The sequence below is a fragment of the Streptomyces sp. NPDC047017 genome (assembly GCF_040644175.1).
Classification (GTDB): Bacteria; Actinomycetota; Actinomycetes; order Streptomycetales; family Streptomycetaceae; genus Streptomyces.
In genome coordinates, this window is record NZ_JBEYVW010000001.1 from 361,665 (window position 1) to 381,028 (window position 19,364).

Here is a 19,364-nt window from a genome sequence, read left to right on the forward strand (position 1 = left end):
GTACCCCGACCCGGTAGCGTGAACTGTCACTCTCCCTTCTCCGAGGAGCGTCCACGCCGTGCGCATCGCAGTCACCGGCTCCATCGCCACCGACCACCTCATGACCTTCCCCGGCCGCTTCTCCGACCAACTCGTCGCGGACCAGCTGCACACGGTCTCGCTCTCCTTCCTGGTCGACCAGCTGGACGTCCGACGCGGCGGGGTCGGCGCCAACATCGCCTTCGGGATGGGCCAGCTCGGCACCCGCCCGGTCCTGGTCGGCGCCGCCGGCTCCGACTTCGGCGAGTACCGTGCCTGGCTGGACCGGCACGGCGTCGACACCACCTCGGTTCGTATCTCCGAGACGCTGCACACCGCCCGCTTCGTGTGCACCACCGACGCCGACCACAACCAGATCGGCTCCTTCTACACCGGCGCGATGAGCGAGGCCCGGCTCATCGAGCTGAAGACCGTCGCCGACCGCGTGGACGGCCTCGACCTCGTGCTGATCGGCGCCGACGACCCGGAGGCGATGCTCCGGCACACCGAGGAGTGCCGCTCGCGCGCGATCCCCTTCGCCGCCGACTTCTCCCAGCAGATCGCCCGGATGAACGGCGACGAGATCCGCATCCTGCTCGACGGGGCGACGTACCTGTTCTCCAACGAGTACGAGAAGGGCCTCATCGAGACCAAGACCGGCTGGAGCGACGCCGAGATCCTCGGCCGCGTCGGCCACCGGGTGACCACCCTCGGCGCCCGCGGCGTGCGCATCGAGCGCACCGGCGAGGACCCGATCGAGGTCGGCTGCCCCGACGAGGAGCGCAAGGCCGACCCGACCGGCGTCGGCGACGCCTTCCGGGCCGGTTTCCTCTCCGGCCTCGCCTGGGGCGTCGGCCTGGAGCGCGCCGCCCAGGTCGGCTGCATGCTGGCCACCCTGGTCATCGAGACCGTCGGCACCCAGGAGTACCAGCTGCGCCGCGCCAACTTCATGGAGCGCTTCACCAAGGCGTACGGCGACGAGGCGGCCCACGAGGTCCGCGCGCACCTCGTCTGACCGCTCACGCCGTAACGGACCCTCGGCCGTGAAGGGCCGTCAGGAGACCCGGCGGACGACGTAGGCCGCGCCCTCGTCCGCCGGTTCCTCCCCGACGTACTCCTGCCCCCGCATCTCGCACCACGCCGGGATGTCCAGCCGGGCCGCCTCGTCGTCCGCGAGGACCCGGACCGTGCCGCCGACCGGCACGTCCCCGATGACCTTCGCCAGCTCGATCACCGGCAGCGGGCAGCGCTTGCCGAGGGCGTCCAGGACCAGCTCCTCCCGGTGCCCGTCCGCCGTCCGGGGCGCCGGCGCCCCCAGCTTCGCCCGCACCCGCGCCACCGCCTCCGGCAGCACCGACAGGAACCGCTCGACGTCCTCCTCCGCCGTCCCCGGCGGCAGCGACACCCGTACGTTGCCCTCGCTCAGCACCCCCATCGCCCGGAGCACATGACTGGGGGTCAGCGTGGAGCTGGTGCAGGACGAGCCGGACGAGACGGCGAAACCCGCGCGGTCCAGCTCGTGCAGCAAGGTCTCCCCGTCGACATAGAGACACGAGAAGGTGACGACGCCCGGCAGCCGGCGGACCGGATCGCCCACCACCTGCACGTCCGGCACCAGCCCCGGCACCCGGGCCCGCACCCGCTCCGTCAGCTCCCGCAGCCGCAGGGCCTCCGCGGCCGCCCCGGCCCGCACCGCCCGCAGCGAGGCCGCCGCCGCCACGATCGCCGGGATGTTCTCGAACCCGGCCGCCCGGCCCGCCTCCCGCTCGTCGGCCGGTCCCCGCACCGCGAACCGCACGCCCTTGCGCGCCACGAGCAGCCCGACCCCGGACGGCCCGCCCCACTTGTGGGCGCTGGCCGCCAGCAGCGACCAGTCGCCCGCCACCGGCCCCCAGCCCAGCGACTGCGCCGCGTCCACCAGCAGCGGCACGCCCGCCGCCCGGCACACCTCGGCCACCTCGGCGACCGGCTGCTCGGTGCCCACCTCGTGATTGGCCGACTGGAGGCAGGCCAGCGCGGTCCCCGGTCCCAGCGCCGCCGCGTACGCCCCCGGCGCCACCGCTCCGTTCCGGTCGACCCCGACCCGGGTGACCGTCCCGCCCGCCGCCTCGTGCGCCTCGGCCGAATGGAGTACCGAGGAGTGTTCGACGGCTGACACGATCAGGTGATGCCCGGCCCGGCGCCGCCCGGCCAGCGCCCCCGCGACCCCGGTGTGCACGGCCTGCGTGCCGGAGGCGGTGAAGCTCAGCTCGTCCGCCCGGCACCCCACCGCCTCGGCCGCCGCCTCCCGCGCCGCGTCCAGCAGCAGCCGGGCCCGCCGGCCCTCCTTGTAGAGCCGGGCGGGATCGGCCCACCCCTCGTCGAGCGAGGCCAGCAGCGCCTGCCGGGCGACGGGATGCAGGGGAGCGGCGGACGCCGCGTCGAAATAGACCACGGGTCCACGCTAAGCGCCCCGAAGGGGCGCGGGGAACCGCGCGACCAGCCACGACGTGCCGGCAGTCGCCGCGCGCGACCGGTACCCACCGGGACCGGGCCGCGCCCGATCTGCCGTCACATATCACCGCACCCAGGGGCAACCCACCTCTTCGGAGTGACCCGCGGCGCGTATGGCACCCTCCCCGCGACCCGCCGGAAGGCGTCCAGTAGGGTTTGGTCCGCATAAACATCCAAACCCCTGCCCGACGCAGGGCGGCGACCGACCAGCGAGAAGGCAGGCCGCAGCCAACCGCGCGGGCGAGACTCTCGGGAAGGCGCTACGTGAGTCCCAACGGCTCCGACCGCTCGCCGCGGCGCCCGATGCGGCGGAAGCTGCTGCAGGCACTGACTGCGGGCCTGGTCCTGGCGACCGCAACCGGTTGCACATACAAGGACTTCCCCCGGCTGGGTATGCCCACCCCCGCCACGGAAGAGGCTCCGCGGATCCTCTCCCTGTGGCAGGGCTCCTGGGCCGCCGCGATCGCGGTCGGCGTGCTGGTGTGGGGTCTGATCCTGTGGAGTGCTTTCTTCCACCGGCGCAGCCGCACCAAGGTCGAGGTCCCTCCGCAGACCCGGTACAACATGCCCATCGAGGCGCTGTACACGGTCGTCCCGCTCATCATCGTCTCGGTGTTCTTCTACTTCACCGCCCGTGACGAGTCGAAGCTCCTCGACGAATCGAAGAAGCCCGACGTCACGGTCAACGTGGTCGGCTACCAGTGGAGCTGGGCCTTCAACTACGTGGAGCCCGTCGCGGGTTCCGCGGGTGACGCGAAGTCCGACAAGAACCTGCTGGCCATTCCGGACCGGTTCAAGAAGGACTTCCCGGCGAACGCCGGCGGTGTCTACGACTTCGGTACGCCGGGCACCCGCAACCCGCAGAACGGCAACCCCGGTCCGACGCTCTGGCTGCCCAAGGGCAAGACCGTCCGCTTCATCCTCACCTCGCGGGACGTCAACCACTCCTTCTGGGTGCTGCCGTTCCTGATGAAGATGGACGTCATCCCCGGCCACACCAACTCGTTCCAGGTGACTCCCAACGAGGAGGGCACCTTCCGGGGCAAGTGCGCCGAGCTCTGCGGCCAGGACCACTCCCGGATGCTGTTCAACGTGAAGGTCGTCTCGCCGGACCGCTACGAGCAGCACCTCAAGGACCTCGTTAAGAAGGGGCAGACCGGTTACGTTCCCGCCGGCATCGCGCAGACGAGCCACGAGAAGAACCGGGAGACGAACAACCTGTGAGCATCCTCAACGAACCCCAGGGTGCCGCGGCGGCTGAGGGCTCTTACGAGAGCGAGCTGCCGGTCCGGCGCAAGCAACCCGGCAACGTCGTGATCAAGTGGCTGACGACCACCGACCACAAGACGATCGGCACGCTGTATCTGGTCACGTCGTTCGCGTTCTTCTGCATCGGCGGCGTGATGGCGCTCCTCATGCGCGCCGAGCTGGCCCGTCCGGGCCTGCAGCTGATGTCGACCGAGCAGTTCAACCAGGCGTTCACGATGCACGGCACGATCATGCTGCTGATGTTCGCGACGCCGCTGTTCGCCGGTTTCACGAACTGGATCATGCCGCTGCAGATCGGCGCGCCGGACGTGGCGTTCCCGCGGCTGAACATGTTCGCCTACTGGCTGTACCTGTTCGGCTCGCTGATCGCGGTGGGCGGCTTCCTCACCCCGCAGGGCGCGGCCGACTTCGGCTGGTTCGCCTACGCCCCGCTGTCCGACGCGATCCACTCGCCCGGTGTCGGCGGCGACATGTGGATCATGGGTCTGGCCTTCTCCGGCTTCGGCACGATCCTCGGCTCGGTCAACTTCATCACCACGATCATCTGCATGCGCGCGCCCGGCATGACCATGTTCCGCATGCCGATCTTCGTGTGGAACGTGCTGCTGACCGCGGTGCTCGTCCTGCTCGCCTTCCCGGTGCTGGCCGCCGCGCTGTTCGCGCTGGAGGTCGACCGCAAGTTCGGCGCCCACATCTTCGATGCCGCCAACGGCGGAGCACTGCTGTGGCAACACCTCTTCTGGTTCTTCGGCCACCCAGAGGTGTACATCATCGCCTTGCCGTTCTTCGGCATCATCAGTGAGGTCATCCCGGTCTTCTCCCGCAAGCCGATGTTCGGCTACATGGGCCTGATCGGCGCGACCATCTCGATCGCGGGCCTGTCCGTGACGGTGTGGGCGCACCACATGTACGTCACCGGCGGTGTGCTGCTGCCGTTCTTCTCCTTCATGACCTTCCTGATCGCGGTCCCGACCGGGGTGAAGTTCTTCAACTGGATCGGCACCATGTGGAAGGGCAGTCTCTCCTTCGAGACACCCATGCTGTGGGCGACCGGCTTCCTGATCACCTTCACCTTCGGTGGCCTGACCGGCGTCATCCTGGCCGCGCCGCCGCTGGACTTCCACATCTCCGACTCGTACTTCGTGGTGGCCCACTTCCACTACGTCGTCTTCGGCACGGTCGTCTTCGCGATGTTCTCCGGCTTCCACTTCTGGTGGCCGAAGTTCACCGGCAAGATGCTCGACGAGCGCCTGGGCAAGATGACCTTCTGGATGCTGTTCATTGGCTTCCACGGCACCTTCCTGGTGCAGCACTGGCTGGGCGTGGAAGGCATGCCGCGCCGGTACGCCGACTATCTGGCGGCCGACGGCTTCACCGGGCTGAACATGGTCTCGACCATCTTCTCCTTCCTGCTCGGCGCCTCGATCCTGCCGTTCTTCTACAACGTGTGGAAGACCGCCAAGTACGGCAAGCCGGTCAACATGGACGACCCGTGGGGCTACGGCCGCTCGCTGGAGTGGGCGACCTCCTGCCCGCCGCCGCGGCACAACTTCCTCACCCTGCCGCGGATCCGCAGCGAATCCCCGGCGTTCGACCTGCACCACCCTGAGATCGCCGCGCTCGACCAGCTCGAGAACGCCGGTCACGGTGAGAAGGCAGCCGTCGCGGGCGGCAAGGAGGCCGGCAAGTGAAGATCCAGGGCAAGATGTTCATCTGGCTGAGCGTCTTCCTGCTCGTCATGGCGATCGTCTATGGCTGGTGGTCGAAGGAGCCGGCCGGTACGACGGCGCTCTTCCTGTCCTTCGGCCTGAGCATCATGGTCGGCTTCTACCTCGGCTTCACGGCCAAGCGGGTGGACGCGGGCGCTCAGGACAACAAGGAGGCCGACGTCGCGGACGAAGCCGGCGAGCTGGGCTTCTTCAGCCCGCACAGCTGGCAGCCGCTCGCCCTCGGTGTCGGTGGCGCGCTGGCCTTCCTCGGTGTCGCCCTCGGCTGGTGGCTGCTGTACTTCGGTGCGCCGCTGGTCATGATCGCCCTGTTCGGCTGGGTCTTCGAGTACTACCGCGGCGAGAACCGCACCCAGTAGCACGCGCGAAGCACCATCCGGGAGCCCGGGCACTCCGTCGCAGGAGTGCCCGGGCTCCCGCTTTTGCCGCAACGGCGTCCCCCGGACGGACGATCCACCGCGCCGGAGTTGACGGAGCTACTTAGCGTGCTGCCATGAGCACCACACTGTTCTCCCGGGGCGCAAGGGCCGGTGTCGGCTGGACTCTCCTCGCCGCCGCCCTAGGCGCGGGCCTCACCGCCTGCGGCGCGGACGACCATCCCGCAGCCGACGAGCCGTACGACGCGGCGGACCAGATCACCTTCAGCGGCCCCACGGACGCCGGCAAGAAAGCCGACCCCGACAAGCCCCTGGTGGTCACCGCGGCGGGCTCGGACGGGCGCATCACCGACGTCACCGCCGTGGACGCCGCCGGCCGCCGGGTCTCCGGCGAACTCACCGCCGACGGCACCCGATGGCACAGCACCTCACCGCTGGCCGCGGGCGCCCACTACAAGCTCACGGTCCGCACGGAGGACGACGACGGCGCACCCGGCCGCAAGGTCCTCGACTTCGACACCAGCAAGCCCACCACCCAGAAGCGCCTGAACGTGTCGTTCGGGCCGGAGGCGGGCACCTACGGCGTCGGCGAGCCCATCACGGCCGAACTGGACCAGCCGGTCAAGGACAAGGCCCAGCGCGCCATCGTGGAGCGCGGCCTCCAGGTCGAGTCCACACCGGCCGTGGCGGGTTCCTGGTACTGGGTCGACGACAAGCAGCTGCACTACCGGCCCAAGGACTACTGGCCGGCCAACGCCACCATCACGGTCCACAGCGACCTGGAGAACCTCCGCATCGCCGACGGGCTGTACGGCGGCACCGCCAAGCCGCTCACCATCACCACCGGGGACCGGGTCGTCGCCGTCACGGACGCCGCCACGCACCGGCTGACCCTCTACAGGAACGACGAGAAGGTCCGGGAGATCCCGGTCACCACGGGCAAGCCCGGCTTCGAGACCCGCAACGGCGTCAAGGTGGTCCTGGCCAAGCAGTACTTCGTCCGGATGAAGAGTTCCACGGTCGGCATCGCCGCGGGCACCTCGGACTCCTACGACCTGCCCGTCTACTACGCCACCCGGGTGACCTGGAGCGGCGAGTTCGTGCACGCCGCGCCCTGGTCCGTGGGCTCCCAGGGCAGCGCCAACGTCAGCCACGGCTGCACCGGCATGAGCACCCCGAACGCCAAGTGGTTCTTCGACAACATCCACGAGGGCGACGTCGTCCAGGTCGTCAACTCCAAGGGCGACCCGATGGAGCTGTTCGACAACGGCTACGGCGACTGGAACCTGCCCTGGCAGAAATGGCTCCAGGGCAGCGCCCTGACCGCGTCCCCCCAGTCCGCCACCCCCGGCCCGGACCAGGCGAGACTGCGCCCCCAGAGCCTCTGAGGCAACAGAGGAACAAGGGGCGCGGCCGGCCGCGGACGGCCCGCACCCGCAGAACAAGCGGGCCGTCCCGACCCCCTAGGCGCTCAACGCCGGCTTCCGCAGCAGCGCCGCCAGCGCCCCCGCGAACTCCACCGGCTCCACCGGCAGCGTCACCGCGGCGTCCGCCCGGCTCCACGTGGCCAGCCACGCGTCCTGCGGCCGCCCGATCAGCAGCAGCACCGGCGGGCAGTGGAAGACCTCGTCCTTGATCTGCCGGCACATCCCCATGCCCCCCATGGGCACGGCCTCGCCGTCCAGGACGCAGACGTCGATCCCGCCCCGGTCCAGCTCCGCGAGGACGGCCGCGGGCGTGGCGCACTCCACGAACTCCACGAGGGGCGCGTCCTGGGCCGGCCTGCGGCCGGTGGCCAGCCGCACCTGCTCGCGCGTGCCGGCGTCGTCGCTGTAGACCAGCACCGTGGCGGTCGCCTGCATTGTTCCTCCACGCATCTCTAGAAGACACAGCATTCGTCGGGAACTCGTCGGGAACTTCCGGGTACCGCTGGCGCGGATGCTACTCCCTCCGCCTCACCGCCAACACCGCTTGGAACACCCCTTCGATGGGCCATACGGGCTGGACAGACCCCCCAGACACTCCGAACGGCACCCCCCGGAGTGAGGGCGGGATAAGCGACCGACATAATGTCGGTCGTGGCGACAGCAACGACAGTAGAAACCGGGCACGCGCACCCGTCGGTCAACCGGCCGAACCTCACCAGCGTCGGAACCATCATCTGGCTGAGTTCCGAGCTGATGTTCTTCGCGGCCCTCTTCGCGATGTACTTCACCCTGCGATCGGTGACGGGACCCGATCACTGGAAGGCGATGGCGGACCACCTCAACGTCCCCTTCTCCTCGGCGAACACCACGATCCTGGTGCTCTCCTCACTCACCTGCCAGCTCGGCGTCTTCGCCGCCGAGCGCGGTGACGTGAAGAAGCTCCGGGGCTGGTTCATCGTCACCTTCATCATGGGTGCGATCTTCATCGGCGGTCAGATCTACGAGTACACGAGCCTGGTGAAGGAGGACGGGCTCTCCCTGTCCTCCGACCCGTACGGCTCGGTGTTCTACCTGACCACCGGCTTCCACGGCCTGCACGTGACGGGCGGCCTCATCGCCTTCCTGCTGGTCCTCGGCCGCACCTACGCGGCGAAGAGGTTCACGCACGAGCAGGCGACGGCGGCCATCGTCGTGTCCTACTACTGGCACTTCGTCGATGTCGTCTGGATCGGCCTCTTCGCCACGATCTACCTGATCAAGTAGCCGAAGAACCGATCCAACACCGCAAAGCATCGACGCAGAAGATCCTGACACCGGGGTAATCCGTGAAAAAGCTCTCCGCACGACGACGCCATCCGCTGGCGGCGGTCGTCGTCCTCCTTCTCGCGCTGGCGGCCACGGGGGGGCTGTACACCGCGTTCGCGCCCGCGAGCAAGGCGAAGGCCGACGACTCCGCCCAGTCCCTCACCATCGAGGAGGGCAAGAAGCTCTACGAGGTCGGCTGCGCAAGCTGCCACGGCACCGGTGGGCAGGGCACCACTGACGGTCCTCCCCTGGTGGGCGTGGGCGCCGCGGCAGTCGACTTCCAGGTCGGTACGGGCCGTATGCCGGCCCAGCAGCCGGGCGCGCAGGTCCCGCGCAAGAAGGTCATCTACAGCCAGCCCCAGATCGACCAGCTGGCGGCGTACATCGCCTCCCTGGGCGCCGGTCCGAACGTGCCGACGAAGAACCTGTACAGCACGGACGGCGCGGACGTCGCCGCGGGCGGCGAGCTGTTCCGCACCAACTGCGCGCAGTGCCACAACATCACCGGCAAGGGTGGTGCGCTCACGCACGGCAAGTTCGCGCCGGACCTTGAGGGCGTCGACCCCAAGCACGTCTACGAGGCCATGCAGACCGGCCCGCAGAACATGCCGTCCTTCCCCGACACCACGATGTCCCAGAAGAACAAGAAGGACATCATCGCGTACCTGAACGCGGTCAACAGCGACAACACGGAGAACCCCGGTGGTCTGGAGCTGGGCGGCCTCGGGCCGGTCAGTGAGGGTCTGTTCGGCTGGATCTTCGGGCTGGGCCTGCTGATCGCCGTCGCCGTGTGGGTCGCCGCCCGGACCGCAAAGGCCAAGAAGTCATGAGTAGCCAAGACATTCCAGAAGAGAACCTGCCTGCCGAGCAGGGCACGGCGCACGGCGCCGTGGCGGACGACAAGAACCCGTTCGCCGACCCCGGCCTGCCGCCGCACGAGCACCGGGTCCAGGACATCGACGAGCAGGCCGCCCGGCGGTCGGAGCGCGTGGTCGCGTTCCTGTTCACGCTGTCGATGCTGGCCACCGTCGGTTTCATCGCGTCCTACGTGACGATCCCGAACGACAAGTCGATCTACGTCTTCCCGATCGGGCACCTCAGCGCGATGAACTTCGCGCTGGGCCTGACTCTGGGCGTGGCGCTGTTCTGCATCGGCGCGGGCGCGGTCCACTGGGCCCGCACCCTGATGTCCGACGCGGAGGTCGCCGACGAGCGTCACCCGATCGAGGCGTCCCCCGAGGTCCGTGCCAAGGTCCACGCGGACTTCAAGCAGGGTGCCAAGGAGTCCGCGATCGGCCGCCGTCCGCTGATCCGCAACACCATGCTGGGCGCGCTCACGCTGGTGCCGCTGTCCGGGCTGTTCCTCCTGCGCGACCTGGGCCCGCTGCCCAAGGACACCCTCCGCCACACGCTGTGGGCGAAGGGCAAGCGCCTGGTCAACATGAACACCAACCAGCCGATGCGTCCCGAGGACATCGCCGTCGGCTCGCTCACCTTCGCCAAGCCCGACGGCCTGGAGGAGCAGAGCGAGGACTTCCAGCAGGAGATCGCCAAGGCGGCCCTGATGATCGTCCGGCTGCAGCCGGACAACATCAAGGACAAGCGTGAGCTGGAGTGGTCGCACCAGGGCGTCGTGGCCTACTCGAAGATCTGCACCCACGTCGGTTGCCCGATCTCCCTGTACGAGCAGCAGACGCACCACGTGCTGTGCCCGTGCCACCAGTCCACCTTCGACCTCTCCGACGGTGCCCGAGTGATCTTCGGCCCCGCCGGCCACGCCCTGCCGCAGCTGCGCATCGGCGTGGACAGCGAGGGTTACCTCCAGGCGCTCGGCGACTTCGAGGAGCCCGTCGGTCCTGCATTCTGGGAGCGCGGATGAGTACTTCAGCGACCAACGAGCCGACCCGCGCGCGCGGGAAGGCACCGGCCGGCGAGAAGCTCGCCGACTGGGCCGACGGCCGGCTGGGCATCTACAGCCTGGCCAAGGCCAACATGCGCAAGATCTTCCCCGACCACTGGTCGTTCATGCTGGGTGAGGTCTGCCTCTACAGCTTCCTGATCATCATCCTCACGGGTGTGTATCTGACGCTGTTCTTCCACCCGTCGATGAACGAGGTGGTCTACCACGGCAGCTACGTCCCGCTCCAGGGACAGCTGATGAGCGAGGCGTTCAACTCGACCCTGCACATCTCCTTCGAGGTGCGCGGTGGCCTGCTGATCCGGCAGATCCACCACTGGGCCGCGCTGATCTTCCTGGCCGGCATGTTCGTGCACATGATGCGCGTGTTCTTCACCGGCGCGTTCCGCAAGCCGCGTGAGGTCAACTGGCTGTTCGGCTTCCTGCTGTTCGTCCTCGGCATGTTCACCGGTTTCACCGGTTACTCGCTCCCGGACGACCTGCTCTCCGGCACCGGTGTCCGCTTCATGGAGGGCGCGATCCTGTCCGTGCCGATCGTCGGCACGTACATCTCGTACTTCCTCTTCGGCGGCCAGTTCCCCGGCCACGACTTCGTGGCCCGGTTCTACTCGATCCACATCCTGCTGCTGCCGGGCATCATGCTCGGCCTGGTGGTCGGCCACCTGATCCTGGTCTTCTACCACAAGCACACGCAGTTCGCGGGTCCCGGCAAGACCAACAACAACGTGGTCGGCATGCCGCTGCTGCCGGTCTACATGGCCAAGGCCGGAGGCTTCTTCTTCCTGGTCTTCGGTGCCATCGCGGCCATCGCGGCGATCGCGCAGATCAACCCGGTCTGGGCCATCGGCCCCTACCGTCCGGACCAGGTCTCCACCGGCGCCCAGCCGGACTGGTACATGGGCATGGCCGAGGGCCTGATCCGCGCCATGCCGGGCTGGGAGATCAACTTCTGGGGCCACACGCTGGTCCTCGGCGTGTTCATCCCGCTGGCCCTCTTCGGTGTGGTGCTCGCCGCGATCGCGCTGTACCCGTTCATCGAGTCCTGGATCACCGGCGACCGGCGCGAGCACCACATCCTGGACCGCCCGCGCAACGTGCCGACCCGCACGGCCTTCGGCGCCGCGTGGATCGCCTGGTACTTCGTGCTGCTCGTCGGCGGTGGAAACGACCTGTGGGCCACCCACTTCCACCTGTCGATCAACGCGATCACCTGGTTCGTGCGCATCGCCTTCTTCGTGGTGCCGGTCCTCACGTTCGTCGTCACCAAGCGGATCTGCCTCGGCCTGCAGCGCCGGGACAAGGACAAGGTCCTGCACGGCCGCGAGTCGGGCATCATCAAGCGCCTGCCGCACGGTGAGTTCATCGAGGTCCACGAGCCGCTCAGCCAGGAGCAGCTGTACACCCTCACCGCTCACCACCAGTACGAGCCGGTCGAGATCGGCCCGACGGTCGACGAGAACGGTGTCGAGCGCAAGGTCGCCGGTACGGAGAAGCTGCGCGCCAAGCTCAGCAAGGCCTACTACGGCGAGGACGGCCAGATCCAGAAGCCGACCGTCGAGGAGTACAAGGAGATCACGAGCGGCCACGGCCACCACTGATCACTGAACCCTGAGCGTCGCCACGCCAGGTCGAAGGGCCCCGTCCTCCCCCAAGCTCAAAAGAGCAGGGGGGTGCCCCCATCCCGGACGGGGCCCTTCGTCGTGTCCAGGGCTGGATAGGGTGGAGGTGGATTTTTGAGATTTCGTGTCCCCTGTCCGGGACACCGACCCAGGAGCGGCTTATGAGCGCTGTGACCCCCGCTGGAGGCGACACCGCGGCGGGCCGTTCCTGGCCCGCGCTGCTGAACGGTCTGCTGGCGGGCCGCGACCTGGCCGCCGACGACACCGCGTGGGCCATGGACCGGATCATGGGCGGCGAGGCGACCGACGCCCAGATCGCCGGGTTCGCGGTGGCCCTGCGGGCCAAGGGCGCCACGGTCCAGGAGATCACCGGCCTGGTGCGCACGATGTACGAGCACGCCAACGTGATCCAGGTGCCCGGCGCCACCGTCGACATCGTCGGCACCGGCGGCGACGGCGCCAAGACGGTGAACATCTCCACCATGTCCTCGATCGTGGTGGCCGGCACCGGCGCGAAGGTCGTCAAGCACGGCAACCGGGCCGCGTCCTCCGCCTCCGGCGCCTCCGACGTGCTGGAGAAGCTGGGCGTCAACCTCGACCTGTCCCCGCGCCGGGTGGTGGAGGTCGCCGAGGAGGCCGGCATCACCTTCTGCTTCGCGGTCAAGTTCCACCCGGCCCTGCGCCATGTCGGCGCCGCCCGCGGCCAGCTGGGCATCCGTACGGTGTTCAACCTGCTCGGCCCGCTGACCAACCCGGCGAAGGTGCGCTCCCAGGCGGTCGGGGTCGCGGTCGCGCACGAGGCGCCGATCGTGGCGGGCGTCTTCGCCGAACGCGGCAACTCCTCCCTGGTCTTCCGGGGCGACGACGGCCTGGACGAGCTGACCACCACGGCGACGTCGCGGGTGTGGGTGGTCCGGGACGGCACGGTCACCGAGGAGGCGTTCGACCCGCGCGACGTCGGCCTGCCGCTGGTGCCGGTGGAGGCCCTGCGCGGCGCCGACGCCTCGTACAACGCGGAGGTCGCCCGCCGGCTGCTCGACGGCGAGACGGGCCCCGTACGGGACGCCGTGCTGCTGAACTCGGCGGCGGCCCTGGTAGCCCTGCGGCCGGGCCCGGGGACGCTGGCGGAGCAGATCCGGACCGCCATGGCGCAGGCGGCCGAGTCCATCGACTCCGGCGCCGCCCGCCGCACCCTGGAGCGCTGGGTGGCCGCCAGCAACGCCTGAGCCGGGGTCCCGGTGTGACGCGGGGCGCAGTCCACGATCCGGACTGCGCCTTGCGCCGGGAAGATCGTGTGGCAGGATGTGGAACCAGGTCATGAGTGACAGCCATGTGGCCCCGGCCGGCTGTCCGGCAACCCTCCGTCCGTGGCGGGGTGCCCCGGGTGAAGACCAGGCCGTAGGCAGCGAGGTCTACGGCAAGCGCGGACCCCTCGCATCACCAGGGGTCCTGGTCGTACGAGGGAGCCTTCCGTGAGCAAGCGAATGCGCTAGGGCCGCCGAGCCCCGCCTCCGCACCCTTTCTCTTTCTCCCTCCACGCTTGAGCCGTGCCGGCTCGCGTGGGGATTCCGCCTGCCTTCACGGGAGTTCACCATGTCCGTCTCCACCGCTGCCGCCGACCGGTCCGTCCGCTCCCCGCTGCCCGTCCTCGGCCGGGACGTCACCGTGCCGCTGGTGACCGGGGGCGAGGTCGCCTACGCCGCCCTCGACTACGCCGCCAGCGCCCCCGCCCTCCAGCGGGTCTGGGACGACGTGGCCGCGTACGCGCCCTACTACGGCAGCGTGCACCGCGGGGCCGGCTACCTCTCCCAGCTCTCCACCGACCTGTTCGAGAACGCCCGCCGCACCGTCGCCGAGTTCCTGGACTGCCGCGCGGACGACCAGGTGGTGTTCACCCGGTCCACCACCGACTCCCTCAACCTGCTGGCCCGGGCGATCCCGGCCGACTGCCGGGTGTTCGTGTTCGAGACCGAGCACCACGCCTCGCTGCTGCCCTGGCGGGACGCGCAGGTGACGTACCTCAACGCCCCGCGCACCCCGGAGCAGGCCGTGGCCACCCTGGAGCGGGCCCTGGCCGGCCGCGAGCCGCACGGTCCCGCCCTGGTCTGCGTCACCGGCGCCTCCAACGTCACCGGCGAGCTGTGGCCGGTGCGGGAACTGGCCGCCGCCGCCCACGCGCACGGCGCCCGGATCGTCCTGGACGCCGCCCAGCTCGCCCCGCACCACCCGGTGTCGGTCCAGGACCTCGACGTCGACTGGGTCGCCTTCTCCGGGCACAAGCTGTACGCCCCGTTCGGCTCCGGTGTGCTGGCCGGCCGCGCCGACTGGCTCCGCGAGGCCGAGCCCTACCTCGCGGGCGGCGGCGCGAGCCGCCGGGTGAGCCGGCGCACCGACGGGGGAGTGGACGTGGAGTGGCACGAGAGCGCCGCCCGCCACGAGGCCGGTTCCCCCAACGTCATCGGCGCCTACTCCATCGCCTCCGCCTGCAAGGCGCTCACCGAGGCCGGCTTCGACACCCTGGTCGCCCGTGAGCAGGACCTGATCGACCGGGTCCGGGCGGGACTGGCCGAGGTCCCGCAGGTGAAGATCCTCTCCCTGTTCGGGGACGACGCGCCGCGGGTCGGCGTGATCTCGTTCGTCGTCGAGGGCTGGAACAGCTCGCACTTCGCCGCGGCGCTCTCCGCCGAGTACGGCATCGGCGTCCGCGACGGCCTGTTCTGCGCCCACCCGCTGGTGCGCACCCTGCTCGGCAGCGACCCGCAGACCCAGGGCGAGTGCGGCGCCCCCGAGGCCGCGCCCGGCGAGAAGTCCCTGAACGCCATCCGGGTCAGCTTCGGCGCCGGCACGCCCGACGAGCACGTCGAGCGCTTCGTGACGGCGGTGCGGGAACTGGTCAGCGACGGCGCCCGGTGGCAGTACCGCACGGAGGACGGCCGCTGCGTCCCGGCGGTGTGAGCGCGCCCGGAGCGCGGGGAGGCGGCGGGTCGCCGGTCAGGAGTCCAGGCCGATCGCGAACGCCGCCTCCAGGTCGTGCTGGGAGTACGTCCGGAACGCCACGTGCGTGTCGGTGGCCTCGACGCCGGGGATCTTGCTGATCCGCCCCGGGATGACCTCCGCCAGGTCCTCGTGCCGCGCCACCCGCACCATCGCGATCAGGTCGTACGTCCCGGTCACGGAGAAGACCTCGCTCACGCTCTCCAGCGAGGCGATCCGCTCGGCGATCTCGGGGATCCGGTCCACGCTGGTCTTGATGAGGACGATCGCGGTGATCACGGCTGGTTCTCTCCCTCGGGGGCCGGAGCGGGGCTGGCCTTCACTCTAGGGCCTGCCCGGCGGGCCCTGCCCCCGTACCGCACCCAGGCCACGGCGAACCCGAGGGCGAAGCCGATGACGTGCGCCAGGTACGCCACGCCCGGGCCCTGAGCGGCTTGGCCCGCCGCCAGCCACTGCAGGGCCGCCCAGAAGGGCAGCACCACCCAGGCCGGCAGGCGCAGCGGCAGGAAGAACAGGAACGGCAGCAGGCTGGTCACCCGGGCCCGCGGGAACAGGTACAGCAGGGCGCCGAGGACCGCCGAGATCGCCCCCGAGGCGCCCACCAGGGTCTGCCCCGAGCCGGCGTGCGCGGCGGCGTAGCCCAGCAGGGCGAGGTAGCCGCAGCCGAGGTAGAACAGCGTGAACCGCACCCGGCCCATGCGCTGCTCGGTCATCGCGCCGAAGACGTACAGGAAGAGCATGTTGCCGAGCAGGTGCACCCAGCCGCCGTGCACGAACAGGGCCGTCGCCGGGGTCAGGGCGGCCCGCGCGGAACCGGAGAACAGGTCGGCGGGGATCACGCCCCAGCGGCGGAAGTAGACCCGCTGGGCGGCCGCCAGCGCCTCCCCGGTGCCGTAGGCCGGGTTCAGCCCCGAGGCGGGGCCGGCCGCGAAGACCAGGCAGCACAGGACGATCAGGGCGCCCGTCACGGGGGCCGGCGCGGTCCGTACCGCCCGCAGGGCCCTGGCCGTCCGGACGGCCACCGCGTTCCTGTAGCTGATCATGTGTACAGAGCATGGCGTAACGGGACGCATCCGTGCGGACCGCCTCGCCGTCGTGGACACCCGGGCGGCGAGGGGCTCCCAGGCCGTAGGGTTACGTGCCGACGCCCCCGTGCCGGTGCCCCGGGGCAGCCGGCGCGTCACGCAGACCAGAAGGAAAGTGAACAGCCACGATGACGGTTCCCCTGCCGACCGCCACGACGCGATGGCGCTGCACCCTCTGCGGCAACCTCACCCGCTTCGACGTGACCCGCTCCTCGAAGGTCGTCGAGTACGTCCACCTCGACCTGGCCGGGGAGCCGACCGTCGAGGAGCGCGAGGTGGTCGGTGAGACCATCGAATCGGTGCGCTGCCGCTGGTGCAACGCGGTGGACAAGGTGGAACTCGTGGACAGGCCGGGCGCCGGCTCCTGAGCGGAGCGGGCCCCGCACAGGCGACCCCGTGGGGGTCCCGTGAGGCATTGGGGTGACGGATGGCGCAGACACAAGGCGGGGAGCCGGGCGACGGCGCCGCTGAGGTGCTGGACCGTCCGCTGCCCGACGGCGTGCGCCGCCGGGTCGTGCAGATCGTGGCCGACGCCTTCGGCCGGCTGACGGTCGGCGAGCTGCCCGCGCAGCTTCGGCAGTACGCCCGGTTCACGCCGAGCCGCCGGGCGAAGTTCGCCGGCAACGCGATGGCGGCGGCGCTGGAGAGCGACACGCTGTTCCGGCAGCGGATCGCGGAGAAGTTCAAGGAGGCGCAGCCGGAGCTGTGCGGCGCCCTCGACTCCGGCGCGCCGCCCCCGGCCGCGGACCCGCTCGACGTGGCCGCCGCCGCCTATGTGCTGCGGCCGGGCGGCTGGGTGAAGCTGGTGACCGCCGCCGGCGAGGAGGCCCAGCGCGCGCACGCCGAGCGCGCCGACGAGGAGAGCCGGGCCGAGCTGGAGCGGCTGCGCGGGCAGCTCGCCGCGGCCCGCGAGCAGATCCGCGCCGAGACCGAGGGGCTGCGCGCCGAGGCGGAGGCGGCCCGCAAGGAGGCCGAGTCGCTGCACCGCAAGCTGCGTGCCGCGCTCAGCGACGTCAAGCGCGGCGAGGCGGCGCTGCGCAAGGCGCGGGGCGAGACGGAGGCGCTGCGCGCCGAGGGCCAGGTGCAGGTGTCGGCCGCCGAGAGCGAGAACCGGCGGCTCAAGACCCGCCTGGGCGAGGCGGAGGCGGCCCTGGAGGCCACCCGCAAGGCGGCCCGCGAGGGCCGCAGCGTCGAGGACATGCGGGTGCGGCTGCTGCTCGACACCGTGCTGGACGCGGCGCAGGGGCTGCGGCGCGAACTGGCGCTGCCGCCGGTGTCCGTGCGGCCCGCCGAGACCGTGGACGCGGTGGAGCCGGGCCGGATGACCCCGAAGGACATCGCCGCCCGCGCGCTGTCCGAGCACGACCCGGCGGTCCTCGACCAGTTGCTGGCGCTGCCGCAGGCCCATCTGGTCGTCGACGGCTACAACGTCACCAAGACCGGCTATCCCCAGATGCCGCTGGAGAAGCAGCGCCTGCGGCTGCTCGGGCAGCTCTCCCAGCTCGCCGCGCAGACCGGCGCCGAGGTCACCTGTGTCTTCGACGGCGCCGAACTGGCCGCGCCGGTGCTGCTCGCGCCGCCGCGCGGGGTGCGGGTGCTGTTCTCCAAGCCGGGCGTCACCGCGGACGAGTTGATCCGCCAGCTGGTGCGCGCCGAGCCGCCGGGCCGGCCGGTCATCGTGGCCTCCACCGACCGCGAGGTGGCCGACGGGATCGCCCGGGCGGGCGCGCGCCCGGTGGCGTCGGTGATGCTGCTGAAGCGGCTGACGCGCGGCTGAGCCGCCCGCGCCCGTCCCGGGACGAAACGGGCATCAGCCGCTTGGCGCCGCTATTCGCAACGTACGGGCTCATTGCCGGAATTGGCGGGCCCACGGCGCGACCCAGTGTCAATCCGGACTTACTTCCGGTGAGTTGAGTGCAAAGAATGCAGGGGGTGACGGCATTTTTTACTGTGAGGATTTGAATTCATCACGATGAGGTCACTAGGGTCTGGCTTCGAACCTCCGAGCGGGTGGTCACTCACAAGAAGGAGCTCGCTTCCGTGGCGTCCCATCGTCGACCCAAACAGCCGAGTCGTGCACGCGTCACCGTGCTGACCACCGCGGCCGCCGCCGCCGTCGCCATCAGCGCGCAGGCCGCCAACGCGGCGCCGAGTGAGAAGCCGAGCAAGGACGAGGTCAAGTCCAAGGTCGACAAGCTCTACGAAGAGGCGGAGCAGGCCACCGAGAAGTACAACGGGGCCAAGGAGAAGCAGGACCAGCTCCAGAAGGACATCTCCACCATCCAGGACAACGTCGCGCGCGGTCAGCAGGACCTCAACAAGCTGCGCGACGGCATCGGTTCGATGGCGGCGGGCCAGTACCGCACCGGCGGTATCGACCCCTCCCTGCAGCTGTTCCTCTCCTCGAACCCGGACGACTACCTGGACAAGGCCTCCACGCTCGACCAGGTCAGCGGCCAGCAGGTCGACGCGCTCAAGAAGATCCAGGACAAGCAGCGCGAACTGGCCCAGGAGCGCGCCGAGGCGTCCGCGAAGCTCAAGGATCTCGCCGCCACCCGCACCGAGCTGGGCAACAAGAAGAAGGAAGTCCAGGGCAAGCTCGCCGAGGCGCAGAAGCTGCTCAACTCCCTGACCGCGGCCGAGAAGGCGGCCCTGGAGGCCGCCGACCAGGGCCGCGCCACGCGCGGCACCGACCGCACCGAGATCGGCAAGATCACCCCGGGCACCGGCCGGGCCGGCGCCGCCTTCGCCGCCGCCCAGGGCAAGATAGGCAGCCCGTACGTCTACGGCGCCTCCGGCCCGTCCTCCTTCGACTGCTCGGGCCTGACCTCCTGGGCGTACGCGCAGGCCGGCGTCACCATCCCGCGCACCTCCGAGGCCCAGGCCAACGCCGGCCAGCGGATCTACTCGCAGAGCCAGCTCCAGGTCGGCGACCTGGTGCTCTTCTACGGCGACCTGCACCACATCGGCCTCTACGCGGGCAACGGCATGGTGCTGCACGCCCCGCACACCGGGGCCAACGTGCGCTACGAGGCGATCGGCAACATGCCGTTCCAGTTCGGCGTGCGCATCTGACCCAGCCGTCACCGCGTTCATGCCGCCCGAACGGGCGAATCGCATCAACCTGTGCTG

At 70.2% G+C, this 19,364-nt stretch carries 18 protein-coding genes and 1 riboswitch; of the genes, 14 read left to right on the forward strand and 4 right to left on the reverse strand.

Annotated elements, in window-relative coordinates:
* Positions 1 to 58: 58 nt before the first annotated feature.
* Entirely contained in the window at positions 59 to 1,033 is a 975-nt protein-coding gene (locus ABZ858_RS01785; RefSeq protein WP_361371057.1) for a carbohydrate kinase family protein, read from the forward strand.
* A 39-nt stretch (positions 1,034 to 1,072) separates the two neighbouring features.
* Here ABZ858_RS01785 and ABZ858_RS01790 read toward each other — a convergent pair whose 3' ends face one another.
* Positions 1,073 to 2,452, reverse strand: coding sequence for an aminotransferase class V-fold PLP-dependent enzyme (locus ABZ858_RS01790; protein ID WP_361371060.1), 1,380 nt, complete (start codon positions 2,450 to 2,452; stop codon positions 1,073 to 1,075).
* 323 nt (positions 2,453 to 2,775) lie between these two features.
* Here ABZ858_RS01790 and coxB point away from each other — a divergent pair, with 323 nt between their 5' ends.
* The 4 genes from coxB (at position 2,776) to ABZ858_RS01810 (ending at position 7,272) form a co-directional block, all read left to right on the forward strand.
* The gene (coxB, locus tag ABZ858_RS01795; RefSeq protein ID WP_361371062.1) at positions 2,776 to 3,735 is read left to right on the forward strand and encodes a cytochrome c oxidase subunit II; all 960 of its coding nucleotides are present in this window, start codon (positions 2,776 to 2,778) and stop codon (positions 3,733 to 3,735) included.
* Positions 3,732 to 5,471: a cytochrome c oxidase subunit I gene (ctaD, locus tag ABZ858_RS01800; protein ID WP_361371065.1), complete on the forward strand. Its 1,740-nt coding sequence runs from the start codon at positions 3,732 to 3,734 to the stop codon at positions 5,469 to 5,471. Before coxB ends, ctaD begins: the two co-directional genes overlap by 4 nt.
* Positions 5,468 to 5,866, forward strand: a complete 399-nt coding sequence (locus ABZ858_RS01805) for a cytochrome c oxidase subunit 4 (RefSeq protein ID WP_361371068.1) — start codon at positions 5,468 to 5,470, stop codon at positions 5,864 to 5,866. The genes ctaD and ABZ858_RS01805 overlap by 4 nt, the downstream gene beginning before the upstream one ends.
* Before the next feature lie 134 nt (positions 5,867 to 6,000).
* The gene (locus ABZ858_RS01810) at positions 6,001 to 7,272 is read left to right on the forward strand and encodes an Ig-like domain-containing protein (protein WP_361371071.1); all 1,272 of its coding nucleotides are present in this window, start codon (positions 6,001 to 6,003) and stop codon (positions 7,270 to 7,272) included.
* A gap of 75 nt (positions 7,273 to 7,347) precedes the next feature.
* Here ABZ858_RS01810 and ABZ858_RS01815 read toward each other — a convergent pair whose 3' ends face one another.
* On the reverse strand, positions 7,348 to 7,746 hold the full coding sequence (locus ABZ858_RS01815; protein ID WP_361371074.1) for a hypothetical protein: 399 nt from the start codon (positions 7,744 to 7,746) through the stop codon (positions 7,348 to 7,350).
* Between the two features lie 207 nt (positions 7,747 to 7,953).
* Here ABZ858_RS01815 and ABZ858_RS01820 point away from each other — a divergent pair, with 207 nt between their 5' ends.
* The 6 genes from ABZ858_RS01820 (at position 7,954) to ABZ858_RS01845 (ending at position 15,108) form a co-directional block, all read left to right on the forward strand.
* On the forward strand, positions 7,954 to 8,574 hold the full coding sequence (locus ABZ858_RS01820; RefSeq protein WP_361371077.1) for a heme-copper oxidase subunit III: 621 nt from the start codon (positions 7,954 to 7,956) through the stop codon (positions 8,572 to 8,574).
* A gap of 62 nt (positions 8,575 to 8,636) precedes the next feature.
* Positions 8,637 to 9,446 carry a c-type cytochrome gene (locus ABZ858_RS01825; RefSeq protein WP_361371080.1) on the forward strand — a complete coding sequence of 270 codons (810 nt, stop codon included), beginning with the start codon at positions 8,637 to 8,639 and terminating at the stop codon, positions 9,444 to 9,446.
* The gene (locus ABZ858_RS01830; protein WP_361371082.1) at positions 9,443 to 10,495 is read left to right on the forward strand and encodes a Rieske 2Fe-2S domain-containing protein; all 1,053 of its coding nucleotides are present in this window, start codon (positions 9,443 to 9,445) and stop codon (positions 10,493 to 10,495) included. Before ABZ858_RS01825 ends, ABZ858_RS01830 begins: the two co-directional genes overlap by 4 nt.
* A complete protein-coding gene (locus tag ABZ858_RS01835) occupies positions 10,492 to 12,132 on the forward strand; it encodes a cytochrome bc complex cytochrome b subunit (RefSeq protein ID WP_361371085.1) in 1,641 nt (546 codons plus the stop codon). The genes ABZ858_RS01830 and ABZ858_RS01835 overlap by 4 nt, the downstream gene beginning before the upstream one ends.
* 182 nt (positions 12,133 to 12,314) lie before the next feature.
* Positions 12,315 to 13,379, forward strand: a complete 1,065-nt coding sequence (gene trpD / locus ABZ858_RS01840; RefSeq protein WP_361371088.1) for an anthranilate phosphoribosyltransferase — start codon at positions 12,315 to 12,317, stop codon at positions 13,377 to 13,379.
* A gap of 87 nt (positions 13,380 to 13,466) precedes the next feature.
* A riboswitch (SAM riboswitch) is annotated at positions 13,467 to 13,583 on the forward strand.
* 163 nt (positions 13,584 to 13,746) lie between these two features.
* A complete protein-coding gene (locus tag ABZ858_RS01845; RefSeq protein WP_361371091.1) occupies positions 13,747 to 15,108 on the forward strand; it encodes an aminotransferase class V-fold PLP-dependent enzyme in 1,362 nt (453 codons plus the stop codon).
* A 36-nt stretch (positions 15,109 to 15,144) separates the two neighbouring features.
* On the opposite strand, the gene ABZ858_RS01850 is transcribed toward ABZ858_RS01845, so the two are convergent.
* Together ABZ858_RS01850 and ABZ858_RS01855 are read right to left on the reverse strand one after the other, a co-directional pair.
* Complete coding sequence (locus ABZ858_RS01850; RefSeq protein WP_361371094.1) at positions 15,145 to 15,426, reverse strand: Lrp/AsnC ligand binding domain-containing protein; 282 nt, start codon at positions 15,424 to 15,426, stop codon at positions 15,145 to 15,147.
* Complete coding sequence (locus ABZ858_RS01855; protein ID WP_361371098.1) at positions 15,423 to 16,190, reverse strand: rhomboid family intramembrane serine protease; 768 nt, start codon at positions 16,188 to 16,190, stop codon at positions 15,423 to 15,425. The genes ABZ858_RS01850 and ABZ858_RS01855 overlap by 4 nt, the downstream gene beginning before the upstream one ends.
* A 170-nt stretch (positions 16,191 to 16,360) precedes the next feature.
* Between ABZ858_RS01855 and ABZ858_RS01860 the strand changes: the two genes are divergently transcribed.
* The 3 genes from ABZ858_RS01860 to ABZ858_RS01870 all read left to right on the forward strand — a co-directional run bounded on the left by ABZ858_RS01860 (position 16,361) and on the right by ABZ858_RS01870 (position 19,307).
* Positions 16,361 to 16,600: a hypothetical protein gene (locus ABZ858_RS01860; RefSeq protein ID WP_361371101.1), complete on the forward strand. Its 240-nt coding sequence runs from the start codon at positions 16,361 to 16,363 to the stop codon at positions 16,598 to 16,600.
* 59 nt (positions 16,601 to 16,659) lie between these two features.
* Positions 16,660 to 18,009 carry an NYN domain-containing protein gene (locus ABZ858_RS01865; protein WP_361371104.1) on the forward strand — a complete coding sequence of 450 codons (1,350 nt, stop codon included), beginning with the start codon at positions 16,660 to 16,662 and terminating at the stop codon, positions 18,007 to 18,009.
* A gap of 263 nt (positions 18,010 to 18,272) precedes the next feature.
* Positions 18,273 to 19,307, forward strand: coding sequence for an NlpC/P60 family protein (locus ABZ858_RS01870; RefSeq protein WP_361371107.1), 1,035 nt, complete (start codon positions 18,273 to 18,275; stop codon positions 19,305 to 19,307).
* Positions 19,308 to 19,364 lie beyond the last annotated feature (57 nt).

What these genes read in the sequence shown, in the direction of transcription:
- ABZ858_RS01810 (WP_361371071.1), top strand. Translation starts at nt 6,001, where the DNA reads ATGAGCACCACACTGTTCTCCCGGGGCGCAAGGGCCGGTGTCGGCTGG.
- ABZ858_RS01815 (WP_361371074.1), bottom strand. Translation starts at nt 7,746, where the DNA reads ATGCAGGCGACCGCCACGGTGCTGGTCTACAGCGACGACGCCGGCACG.
- ABZ858_RS01820 (WP_361371077.1), top strand. Translation starts at nt 7,954, where the DNA reads ATGTCGGTCGTGGCGACAGCAACGACAGTAGAAACCGGGCACGCGCAC.
- ABZ858_RS01830 (WP_361371082.1), top strand. Translation starts at nt 9,443, where the DNA reads ATGAGTAGCCAAGACATTCCAGAAGAGAACCTGCCTGCCGAGCAGGGC.
- ABZ858_RS01835 (WP_361371085.1), top strand. Translation starts at nt 10,492, where the DNA reads ATGAGTACTTCAGCGACCAACGAGCCGACCCGCGCGCGCGGGAAGGCA.
- trpD (WP_361371088.1), top strand. Translation starts at nt 12,315, where the DNA reads ATGAGCGCTGTGACCCCCGCTGGAGGCGACACCGCGGCGGGCCGTTCC.
- ABZ858_RS01845 (WP_361371091.1), top strand. Translation starts at nt 13,747, where the DNA reads ATGTCCGTCTCCACCGCTGCCGCCGACCGGTCCGTCCGCTCCCCGCTG.
- ABZ858_RS01855 (WP_361371098.1), bottom strand. Translation starts at nt 16,190, where the DNA reads ATGATCAGCTACAGGAACGCGGTGGCCGTCCGGACGGCCAGGGCCCTG.
- ABZ858_RS01860 (WP_361371101.1), top strand. Translation starts at nt 16,361, where the DNA reads ATGACGGTTCCCCTGCCGACCGCCACGACGCGATGGCGCTGCACCCTC.
- ABZ858_RS01865 (WP_361371104.1), top strand. Translation starts at nt 16,660, where the DNA reads ATGGCGCAGACACAAGGCGGGGAGCCGGGCGACGGCGCCGCTGAGGTG.